This is a genomic window from Streptomyces sp. NPDC006602 (assembly GCF_042870385.1).
Classification (GTDB): Bacteria; Actinomycetota; Actinomycetes; order Streptomycetales; family Streptomycetaceae; genus Streptomyces.
The window spans coordinates 153,451-163,918 of record NZ_JBIAHG010000018.1; the positions used below are offsets into that span (position 1 = coordinate 153,451).

12 protein-coding genes are annotated in these 10,468 nt (G+C 66.8%); 8 read left to right on the forward strand and 4 right to left on the reverse strand.

Annotated elements, in window-relative coordinates; translation table 11 throughout:
* Positions 1-104 precede the first annotated feature (104 nt).
* From ACFYO2_RS33775 to ACFYO2_RS33785, 3 genes are read left to right on the forward strand one after another with little or no spacing between them, the layout of a single operon-like run.
* Entirely contained in the window at positions 105-1,112 is a 1,008-nt protein-coding gene (locus tag ACFYO2_RS33775; RefSeq protein ID WP_388356692.1) for a 2-hydroxyacid dehydrogenase, read from the forward strand.
* Entirely contained in the window at positions 1,109-1,879 is a 771-nt protein-coding gene (locus tag ACFYO2_RS33780; RefSeq protein ID WP_388356695.1) for an SDR family oxidoreductase, read from the forward strand. Before ACFYO2_RS33775 ends, ACFYO2_RS33780 begins: the two co-directional genes overlap by 4 nt.
* Positions 1,880-1,907: 28 nt before the next feature.
* Entirely contained in the window at positions 1,908-2,936 is a 1,029-nt protein-coding gene (locus tag ACFYO2_RS33785) for an L-idonate 5-dehydrogenase (RefSeq protein ID WP_388356698.1), read from the forward strand.
* A 237-nt stretch (positions 2,937-3,173) separates the two neighbouring features.
* On the opposite strand, the gene ACFYO2_RS33790 is transcribed toward ACFYO2_RS33785, so the two are convergent.
* The gene (locus tag ACFYO2_RS33790; RefSeq protein WP_388356702.1) at positions 3,174-3,626 is read right to left on the reverse strand and encodes a hypothetical protein; all 453 of its coding nucleotides are present in this window, start codon (positions 3,624-3,626) and stop codon (positions 3,174-3,176) included.
* A 754-nt stretch (positions 3,627-4,380) separates the two neighbouring features.
* Here ACFYO2_RS33790 and ACFYO2_RS33795 point away from each other — a divergent pair.
* Complete coding sequence (locus ACFYO2_RS33795; RefSeq protein ID WP_388356704.1) at positions 4,381-5,079, forward strand: hypothetical protein; 699 nt, start codon at positions 4,381-4,383, stop codon at positions 5,077-5,079.
* Positions 5,080-6,231: 1,152 nt separating this feature from the next.
* On the opposite strand, the gene ACFYO2_RS33800 is transcribed toward ACFYO2_RS33795, so the two are convergent.
* Positions 6,232-6,987 carry a GntR family transcriptional regulator gene (locus tag ACFYO2_RS33800; protein ID WP_388356707.1) on the reverse strand — a complete coding sequence of 252 codons (756 nt, stop codon included), beginning with the start codon at positions 6,985-6,987 and terminating at the stop codon, positions 6,232-6,234.
* Between the two features lie 79 nt (positions 6,988-7,066).
* Here ACFYO2_RS33800 and ACFYO2_RS33805 point away from each other — a divergent pair, with 79 nt between their 5' ends.
* From ACFYO2_RS33805 to ACFYO2_RS33820, 4 genes are all read left to right on the forward strand, one after another.
* Positions 7,067-7,345: a hypothetical protein gene (locus tag ACFYO2_RS33805; protein WP_388356710.1), complete on the forward strand. Its 279-nt coding sequence runs from the start codon at positions 7,067-7,069 to the stop codon at positions 7,343-7,345.
* Positions 7,346-7,853: 508 nt separating this feature from the next.
* A complete protein-coding gene (locus ACFYO2_RS33810) occupies positions 7,854-8,123 on the forward strand; it encodes a hypothetical protein (RefSeq protein WP_388356713.1) in 270 nt (89 codons plus the stop codon).
* Positions 8,092-8,823 (forward strand): GntR family transcriptional regulator, encoded by a 732-nt coding sequence (locus ACFYO2_RS33815; protein ID WP_388356716.1) that lies wholly within the window; start codon positions 8,092-8,094, stop codon positions 8,821-8,823. Before ACFYO2_RS33810 ends, ACFYO2_RS33815 begins: the two co-directional genes overlap by 32 nt.
* Positions 8,820-9,110 carry a hypothetical protein gene (locus ACFYO2_RS33820; protein WP_388356719.1) on the forward strand — a complete coding sequence of 97 codons (291 nt, stop codon included), beginning with the start codon at positions 8,820-8,822 and terminating at the stop codon, positions 9,108-9,110. The genes ACFYO2_RS33815 and ACFYO2_RS33820 overlap by 4 nt, the downstream gene beginning before the upstream one ends.
* 245 nt (positions 9,111-9,355) lie before the next feature.
* On the opposite strand, the gene ACFYO2_RS33825 is transcribed toward ACFYO2_RS33820, so the two are convergent.
* Positions 9,356-9,793 carry a hypothetical protein gene (locus ACFYO2_RS33825; RefSeq protein WP_388356721.1) on the reverse strand — a complete coding sequence of 146 codons (438 nt, stop codon included), beginning with the start codon at positions 9,791-9,793 and terminating at the stop codon, positions 9,356-9,358.
* Between the two features lie 479 nt (positions 9,794-10,272).
* Positions 10,273-10,468: hypothetical protein (locus ACFYO2_RS33830; protein WP_388356723.1), on the reverse strand; the 196-nt coding region annotated here is incomplete at its 5' end.

The window sequence follows — 10,468 nt, forward strand, 5'->3', positions numbered from 1 at the left end:
CCGCTATTTGTTTCCGGTGACCGTCCCGGCTAGCGTTTTCCAGGACCAGCTTCTTTCGAACCGGCCGCCGGTCGGCAATTCACGGCTCGCCACTGGAGACATAGATGAAAAAGCGTGTCCTCACCACCCGTGAAAATCTTCCCGGCCGCGGTCTGGACCGCCTTTCCGGGGTGGCGGACGTGGTGGCCTGGCCGGGTACCGGGAAGCCTGGCCCCCCTGACCTCGCCGCGCTCGCCTCCGGGGTGAGTGGTGTTCTGGCGCTGGGCAACGATCCGGTGGACGGTGCGCTGATGGACGCGGCGGGCCCCTCGCTGCGCGTCATATCGCTGGCGAGCATGGGATTCGACAACGTCGACCGGACCGCCGCCGCCGAGCGCGGCATCGTCGTCACCCACACCCCTCGCGTGCTCGCGGAGACCACCGCCGACCTCACCTTCGCCTTGATCCTGGCCGCCCGCCGTCGGATCGGCGACGCCGAAGCGAACCTGGCGGCAGGCTCCTGGGAGCTGTTCGGGATGCACGACTACCTCGGCCTGGACATCCACGGAGCCACCCTGGGCCTGATCGGCTACGGTCAGATCGGCCGCGCGGTGGCCCGCCGGGCCCACGGGTTCGGCATGCGCGTGCTCCACCACGACCCCTACGCGCCCGACGACGACCTGTCGGTCTCGGTGGGTCTGGCCACGCTGCTGGCCGAGTCCGACATCGTGTCGCTGCACGTGCCGCTCACCGAGGAGACGCGGCACCTGATCTCGGCCCGCGAACTGGCCGCGATGAAGCCCACGGCCACACTCGTCAGCACCTCCCGTGGCGGTGTCGTCGACGAGGAGGCCCTGCTCCATGCCGTCCGGGAGGGACGGTTGCACTCCGCCGGTCTCGATGTCTTCGAACGCGAACCGATGGGAACGCAGCTGTCGCCGCTGGTGGCGGAGCCGCACGTGGTCACGCTGCCCCACGTCGGGTCGGCCACCGAGGCCACTCGGGCCGCGATGGTCGACCTGGCGGTCGACAACATCCTCGACATCCTCGCCGAACGCCCCGCCCGCACCCCCCTCCCCGGCAGCCCGGCCGTGCCGGACACCCCGGCCGGCGCTGCCGGGGTACGCGCATGAGCCACCCGCTGTTCGACATCAGCGGAGAGACGGCCCTGGTCACCGGCTCCAGCCGAGGCATCGGCAAGGCACTCGCCAAGGGCCTGCTGGAGGCCGGCTGCACGGTCGTCCTCAACGGACGCGACACCACGGCGCTGCAGGAGACCCGCAAGAACCTCGTGGCCTCCTTCGGGGACCGGGTGCGGACGGCCGCCTTCGACGTGACGGACTCGGCGGCCGTCACCGCCGGCATCGCCCGTATCGAGGAGGAGACCGGACCGATCGGCATCCTGGTGAACAACACGGGAGTCCAACACCGCAGCCCGCTCCTGGAGTTCACCGACGCCGACTGGCACCGCCTCGTCGACACCAACCTCACCAGTGCCTTCCTCGTCGGTCGCGAGGTCGCACGGCGCATGGCGCCCCGACGCCGCGGCAAGATCGTCAACATCTGCTCGCTGCAGAGCGAGGCGGTCCGGCCCGGTATCGCCGCCTACTCCGCCACGAAGGGCGGCCTGAAGATGCTCACCAAGGGCATGTGCGCCGACCTGGGTCCGCTGGGCATCCAGGTCAACGGCATCGGACCCGGCTATTTCGACACCGAACTCACCTCGGCCCTGGTGGCCGACGAGGAATTCAGCGCCTGGGTCCGCAAACGCACGCCTGCCGGCCGCTGGGGCGCCGTCGACGACCTCGTCGGCGCCCTGCTCTTCCTGGCGTCCCCCGCGTCGGACTTCGTCAACGGGCAGGTGCTCTACGTCGACGGCGGCATGCTCTCCGTCCTGTAACGGACGCGGCAATGGAAGGAACTTCACCATGCAAGCCTGCGTCGTCCACGCGGCCGGAGACCTCCGGGTCGAGCACCGCTCCCCCACGCGGCCCGGCCCCGGCCAGGTGACCGTAGCCGTCGCCCTCGGCGGAATCTGCGGATCGGACCTGCACTACTACCGCCACGGACGGGTCGGCGACTTCACCGTCCGGGAGCCGATGGTGCTCGGACACGAGGTCGTCGGCCACGTCGCCGCTCTGGGAGCAGACACCGAAGGGCCGGCCGTAGGAACCCCGGTGGCAGTCCACCCCGCCACACCGTGCGACCGCTGCCCCCACTGCGCGGTCGGCCGCCGCAACATCTGTGCCGACACCCGCTACCTCGGCAGTGCCGCCCGCACGCCCCACGTCCAAGGCGGTTTCGCCCAACTCCTCACCGCGCCCGCGGTACAGATCCGCCCGTTGCCGCCAGAGCTCGACCTGCGCCGTGCCGTCCTGGCCGAACCCCTGTCGGTGGCCTTGCACGCCGTGCACCGGGCCGGTGACGTGACGGGCAAGCGAGTCCTGGTCACCGGGGCGGGGCCGATCGGCTGCCTGGTCATCGCCGTTCTGCGGCACAGGGGCGCCGCGGAGATCGTCGTGAGCGACCTCCTCGACGCTCCCCTCCGCATCGCCGCCGCATCCGGAGCCACCGCCACGCTACGGGCGGACGATCCTGCGGACGGCACGTCGACGGGCCCCTTCGACATCGCCGTCGAGGCATCCGGAGCGCCAGCGGGGCTACGAAGCTGCGTCGAACGAGTACGCCGCGGGGGCACCGTCGTACTTCTCGGTCTGCTTCCTCCCGGCGAGGTGCCCCTGCTGGGCAACATCGCCGTCACCCGCGAACTGGAGCTTCGGGGCGCCTTCCGCTTCGACTCCGAGTTCGACGAGGCGATCGGCCTGCTGGCCCAGGGCCTGCCCGTCGACGCGATCGTGACGCACACCTTCCCGCTCGCCGAGGCCCGCGCCGCCTTCGACATCGCCCACGACAGGGCCGTCGCCTCCAAGGTTCTGCTGGACCTGACCCCTTCCTGACGAAGGACTCGGCCCCCGGAGACCGACATCATGAACCGCGCCCCGCCTTGGACTGGTGGGCCCAACAGGGCGACGTGAAGATCACCGACGACGAGGCATAGCGCATGGGACGCATACACCCGACAGGCGCTCGTCAGGCACCGCAAACGACGTGACCGAACTCCGCATTGTCGGATAACCGATACGCATTACATGCACAGCCTCAAGCAGCCCTCGGCACGCATGTGAGACAGACGGTCAACTTCCGGTCAGGGCCCACAAGGTCAGGGTGATACCGATGGCTGCGACGCCGACGTGGAGGGCAAGCCATATGACATACAGACGAAGATTGAAGAGCTTGGGGAACTGAGCTTGTTGATCGCGGTACGTGCCGGCCCAACCAGGTTCGATCTCAAGGCCCGCGTGCAGCGCACTCAGCTTGCCTCGAAGGCTCTGCGCCTGCGCAGCGTGGAGCGCCGAGCGCTCGCGGTACTTCAGACAAGCCAGGGCCCCGTACAGCCCCAGGAGCGTCATCGGCATGGTCACAACCAGGACTGACGGGTGCAGGCCCTTCTGAGCAACGAATCCCAACCCGGCAGCTACAACCAAGATCACGATATTGGTGAGCTGCGCCCTTTGATTCTCGGTCTGCCGGAGCTGGTCGCGCTGCTCCTTCCAGAGTTCGAGCAAGACGTCGCTGTCGTCCGCCATAGTCCCCCGGCTTCTCCGGCTTGCCTGCGCGTGCAGGCTGTATCGAGACCAGCGTCAGCGATTGTGCCGACGACAGGCCGGCCAGTCTAGAGCGCACGGCTCCGGAGGCCGCTTGGGACCTGAGTAACGCAGCAGGTCACGGCCCTGAGCGTGGCAGAGCAGGCGGGACGAGTCCACGGATAGGCCACGGCCGACTGAGCACCGCTTCAGGAGTTCGATCGCTCCTCGGCACCATCGGGGAGCCACCTGGCCAGACTGGCCATGCCAGACCGCCTGGGAGTGCTGACGTCCGGCGCCATGTCAGAACGGGGCAACCGCGTGCGTGCTGACACGACTGGGCGAATAGCCGAGGAGCAATCTCGTCGGGCTCGGCGGCTTTCACCGTGATTCCCCGCCCGATCTGGTGCGGCCGTGGTGCGCGCCCTCGTCATCTGCGCTTCGGCGGTACCTACCGCTTTTGCGCCCTGTAACGCGTCATCAGCGCAGTGATCCGTGCGTGGTCCGCCTGACCGTTCAACGCGGGCTGGGCCCAACCGGCGAGGCAGTATGCAGCTGCCGACCCACACGCTTTCCCACTGTGTTGGTGGGGTGGTGGGCTGCGTGCAGGGGCGTTCACCTGCGTTCATGGGCGGTCGGCCATCGGGGCGGGGGCGGCTCCGGGTCTCGTCTGAACGGCCGTGAACGGCACACTGAGACGGAGCGGGCCGACCTCACGCCCCGGTGGTGTGTCGGTCCCTCGTGCCATCATCCTCGCGTGTTGAAGATCCCCGGATATGAAGGCGGCCCTCTGGCCGAGGGCGGTGCCTACCTTGACGATCCGTTGTTCTGGCCCGTGCACCTCGGCACGTGTTTGCGCGGCGAGGACGCGCAGCGAGCCGCGTTCGGAGCTGACTGGGACGCGGCCATGGAGCTCTACCGCGTGCTCTCCGCCGAGCAGGAGTGGCCGATGTTCAACGTGCCCCTCCGCTCCGGCCACACCATCTATGTCGTCTATCGCAACTTCGACGGAGACCGAGGGGTGGACTATCTGATACATCACCCGACTTGGCCAGTAGCGGAAACCCTCGCTGTGGATGACGGTCACTTCATGGGCCCCGGCATGGCCTGGCCGGAGTTGCTGTCCGTTGCTCGACAGTCGTCAACAAAGGGCGTTGACGACCCCGACGCCCGTCTCTTGCTGCTCTTCCCCACACTCGGCGACGCGCGACTTCCCGACGACGCAACCGTTGCCCTCACCACCGCGCTCAGCGCTCTCACCTTGATCGAAGAGCCCGCCGACGTGGCGAGCATGCTCCTTGAGAACCAGGGCCAATGGGCTCCTGCTCACTGGAGGCTGGCAGACGGCGTCTGGATCAACGACGGTGGACACTCCTACCGAAACCCCAGCAACGCCTTCGCTCCGCCTGAGGGGCGCCTTCTGGAGATCAGTAGCGTGCTGCACGGCGGGAGCTGAGCACCGCTTTAGGAGTTCGATCCCAGTCTGCTCTGGTTGCTGCCACTCACTGATACGGCGGCCGGACAGAGACGCTGGTGTACGCCCCCGTCCGGCGCCGTTGATGTCAGCCGTGGATGTCAGAAGCCTTCTGATCCGTAGCTCTAGATAGATCGGTCAGTGACGGTCATACAGGTCGCACTTCAGGTCTACAAGGACGCTACGGGACGGGACCGGTTGCTGTGGTTGCTGTACTTCCCTGCTGTACAGCAACCCCTACTTGAAGACGGTGATCACAGCAGCGACCGCACTCACGGCTCCTGCGACAGCCCCCACAACCTCGTGGCGCTTGAACCACGGCATGGCCTTGTTCATTTCCCTGGGTGTACTATTCTCAACGCACTGCGCAGTGCGTTGGGCTGGCTCAGTGCACGGGTGTTGAGGTAATGCTTCCATGCAGGCATTCCTTGAGTCGTAGTTGGAGAGCCGTGACGCCAAGTCTCTTGTCCGGAGAGGCGTAACGGCTCTTTAGCTTGCCCACGTGCAGGCGCGGCAGCAACGGACCTTATCAGGCACCGCGGCAACTCCGCCCTCAAGCACGAGCGTTGAGCTACCCCACACGGGGGCAGTCACGCTCTGGTGAGCCTCCAAGGCGCCCCAAGCGCGATACCACTGGCGGGTTTTACAGTGCGCTGCGCTAGGGGCCTGATCGGCACAATCGGACACTAGCAATGGCGTCGCCACAACGCCGGTCACGGCCACGCAGACCAGACAGGCCCGAGCGACCGTTTCGACACTACTAATACACTCAAGTTTCAGTCACCGTGGATTCGGCTGAGCAGGAGTTATTCGCGGTCTGCAGAGGCTGCAAACTAGGTTGACCAGGGTCTCTATTCAACCGCTCCTCCCCCAGAGCCTGTAAAAGGATGGCTGATTCTTTTCGCACGCATGCCACCTGAGCGTTAACCACGTGGGTGGTGGAGTCTCGCTGGGCGAGTCAAGCCGAAGGGCCTCTGACCAGGACATACGGTCAGAGACCGTTGTGCTGTCCGCTGCCCGCTCATCGCCGTGTTTCCCCGTGGCTTCCCGCTCGATCGGGCATGGAAGGGGCACGGCTGGAGCGCGCACCGATGACTGCTGGAGTACATCGGCAACGGACACCAGGGCGGCTGACTACCGACTGATCGGAATCTCGTAGACGATCTCGCAGAGGGCGGCGGGCACCACGATGTCCGCGGTCTCCACGGGCCGCCCCTGGTCGCTGTAGTAGGTCCGCCGGATGTGGGTGACCAGGGAGCCCTTCTGGATGCCCAGGAGTGATGCCTCCTCGGCGGTCGCCTGGCGCGGCTCGGGCTGCTCCACGGTGTGGCTGACGGTGATGCCGATCTCGGCCATGCGGTTCACGACGCCCGCCCCGGCGTGCGGCCCTCCCTCGGGGAGCACGACGAGCGTGCCGGCGGTGAGGTCGTACGGCTCCCAACTCGTCGACAGTTGCACCGGCCTGCCGTCGGCGAGGAACTCGTACGCGGTGCGGACGCACGGATGGCCCTCGGCGATGCCGAGACGTGCCGCGATCTCCGCCGGTGCCGGGACTTTCGCCTCGCTCCGACTCTCCCAGTCGCCTTGCCTGCCCACGGCCCTCATGTCCGCACGAAACGGGGAGCTCTCGGGCTGCTCGCGCGCCGACGAACGGACCATCCGCACCCGTTGCCGGGACTCGGCGACGTAAGTACCGGAACCAGCGCGACCTTCCAGCACCCCCTGGGAGATCAGCAGTTCCTGGGCCCGGCGGACCACGTTCTCGCCCACTTGGCACTCCTGGGCGATCTGGGCACGGGAGGGAAGCCGATCCCCCGGCACCCACTCGTGCTCCACGATCCGCCGCCGGAGCTCGTCGGCGATGCGGAGATAGGGCGGCTGCTCAGGCATATGGAAAATCTAGTCCACTAGCTCTAATCTGGTTAACTAGCTTCACTCAAAGTGATCGCCGGTGACCGGAGGATGTCCTGTGCCTGCTTACGAGGCGAGCGCGGAGGCCATCGCAGCCCGGTTATCGGCCGTCGGGCTCACCACACGTCTGGAGGAGCGCGACGACTGTACGGCCATCGAAGCGGAGGTGCCGGAACCACTCTCCGCCGAGTCATGGCGGGAGGTCCTGGAAGCGGTGGCCGAGGCCGACCGATTCGGGCTCCTCGCCACCAGCTCGAACGGCCGCACCCTCTGGGCGGTCGTAGGCAGAACGGTCCCCGCGACGGGCGATGTCGGGGGACCAGGCCATCAGCGATAGGAGCTGAGCAGCGTGTTCAATCGTATCCGCCGTACCGTCTCGCGCGTCAGTGCGCGGTACCGCCCCAAGGGCCGGCACCGCCGCGCCACCACACCCGCACGGCCGTTGGCCGCTTTCCCCGCATACGCCTACGGCGCACCGCTGTTCCTGCACCGACATCGAGAACACACGAGCGTTCTCAGGGGCGAGGAGAGCGCGCTCGTCCGCCCGTATGTGCTGGACAGTGATGAGCGTGCGCGGCACCGCCCAACGGCCGCTCTCTGCCCTCCTTTTGCCGGTCCCTGGCTCGCCTCGGCGGGTGACTGCTGATGCCTCCTCGCCAACCGCCCCGCACCACGCCGGTGGAAGCCGACTCCTACCGGTCGATCTCGTGCCGGATCGGTACGCACAACGCCTGCGCGGAGTCCTCCCCGGTTACGGCACCGGTCGACGTACCGGTGATCTACGAAGCCTGTGAGTGCCCCTGTCACCCGTTAGCCCCTCAGGAAGTGCCGGCGGAGGTGGTGAGGTGAGAGGACACGTACCCGGTGGCGTCGTGCTCTCCCCCATCGAGATCACCTCGGCCAGCGTGCAGCTCGGCGACGTCATCCAGATCGGAGGCCAGCACTGCCGAGTGATCGACCTCTTCCAGCTGCCCGGCGGAGCCAAGCGACTTGTGTTCGACTCGGGCGAGCTGCTGACCATGCACATGGGCACTCGACTCGACGCCCTGCGGCTCCGGAGAGTGCGAGGCGGTGATCCATCCCGTGCCCTCTCGCCGCGACACCATCGCCCATGACCTCCGCGACCGGATCGCCACCGGCCGGATCAAACCCGGCGAGCGTCTTCCTGCTGAGGCCCACCTCGCCTCGGAGTACAGGGTCAGCACACCGACGCTGCGGAACGCCCTCGCCGTACTCCAAGCGGAGGGTCTCGTCGAAAAGGTCCACGGCAAGGGGAACTTCGTCCGCCGCCCCCTCCAAAGGATCACGTACGTCGGAGGAGGCCGCACCGCCAACGGGCAGCCCGCTGCTCACGCAGCTCTGAGCGTCACCGTTCACACCACCCGCATTCAGGCCCGCGGGCATCTGACGAGCTTGCTGAAGGTGTCGACAGGTAGCCGTCTGACCGAGTTCCTCTGTCTCAGCCATGAGGGCGAGAGACCGCACAGCTTGGCTCGCATCTACGTCCCCTGCGATCTGGTGCCAGCCGCCGCGCTCCGCGAGTCGCTCCCGTACGAGGGGGTGATGAAGCGCCTGCTGCGCCTCCGCCCGCCGCTGGCTGAAGTCCGGGAACAGGTCAGCGTTCGACTCCCGACACCGCAGGAGGCATCGACCCTTCGGATCAGCCTCGCCCTGGCAGTCCTCACCATCAAACGTCAGACGACCGACACCCGTGGACGCGTCGTCGAGGCCGCGCTCCTGGTGCTGCCGGGAGACCGCGCCGACGCGCTGTTCACCACCCACTACCCGACCGACGAGAGGACGCCGGAAAAATGACGACGTCAGACGAACTGCGGCTCCTCCCATGGGCAGGACCCGACGGCAAGCCCTGCTTTCTCAGCACCGACGACGGTGACGGCCCCATGTCCCGCCTGGCCGACAACATGGAATCGGTGCAGCTCGGGAGAGCAACCGAACTTGTGGACCAGGCGTCAGACATGCTCGCTGACGCCGATCCGGATTCGGATGACCTACGACTTCTAGCGAAGGCCCTGACCGGAGCTCTGAGGGACACGCTCCGCGTAGCGGCCAGCCGTGGTCACCGCCTGGCATCGCCTGAGTAGCACCGCTCTGAATGAAGGGCAGCTCAAGGGGAGAGAACCCCTTGAGCTGCCCTTCATTGTTGGTCTTGTGGCTAGAAACACCCCATCTTGCCCGACCGCCACCCCTGGGTCCTAACCCGTTTGGCCGGGGGCTGTGACCTGGTGTTTCACTGTTGGCGGCTCTGACTCGGCTGTCACTGTCGGTCGTCGTTGGTCAGCCTCGGGCACCCTCGCACGGCCCAGAGACGGCCCAGCGTCGACACTGCTCATTCAAGAGGCTGGGGCGCAACCCGCAGCTGTTCACTGTGAAGCCAAGTGAAGGTGCGGTCAGGTTCCAGGTGGGCGTCCCCCCAGTGGATGACGTGGATGCCGTTCTCGGGGTCAGCCGTGAAGAACAGACACACGAGCTTCGTGGAGGCGCCCAGGGCCTCGAAGGTCTCGTGCAGTTCCTCGTACTCCTCTGTCGTGAGCTCGTCATCAAGAGGGAAGAGGCCGTCTTGCAGCTCCGGCCCGTGGCTCAGGAGCATCCGGCGCCGCGTAGGGGAAGCGTTGGCAGCCAACCTTGCGCGTTCGAGAGACTTGGGGCGGTCGGCGTACTTAAAGGGGAAGAGTGCGTGGTCGTTGATGACCGCGTACTCGTACCCGCGCACGTCCCGCACGGCTTCGTCCAGTTCACGAGCGGTATCCGCGAGGTTCTCGCGCACTGCCTCGGCCAGGGTGGAGCCGTAAGGGCGGCGCTTCTTCAGCCTCGCGGTGAGGTGAACCGCATGAGCCCGTACGTGAGCCCTGGCCAGTTGCTCCGGAATCGCTTCGACGAGCCTGCCGGCGTGTCGCCCAAACCGCTTCACGGCCCAGTCCGACGGCTCACCGCGGTTGCCACCCAGCACGGACATACACAGTCCCCCTCCCCCAGTCACCCCGCCTCTCAACTGTGTGACAGGTGCACGAAGCGCCAACAAGGGAGCGAATCCGGCCACGCGGCGCGAAGGGACCTGCTGGGGTGTACCGACAAGCTTGGAGCGAGGGCTTAGAAGGCGCTGGAGCAGACCATCGGACGAGCGGAGCTGACCTGGCCTTTTCCGGACGCCAAGCTCTGACGTTCGGCGCCTTCGACACGCATTCGACAGACGAGGATGCGAACGTGCTTTGGCTACGGCCAAGCATCCGGGGGCTCAAGCTGGATTCAGCGGAACAGCGTTGGTACTGGGCAGGCTTCAAAAGGGCTCATCCGGCCGGTCGGCCCGGCCAGCTCGTTGAACGGCCACGGATGACTGCGGCATGAACAGGGTGGCGGACCTTCCTCAAAGTTCGAGATCATCCGACCATGTCGGATGACGCGCCAGGACAAATCCTTCCGGTCGGCTTCGGGTTCCGGCCGT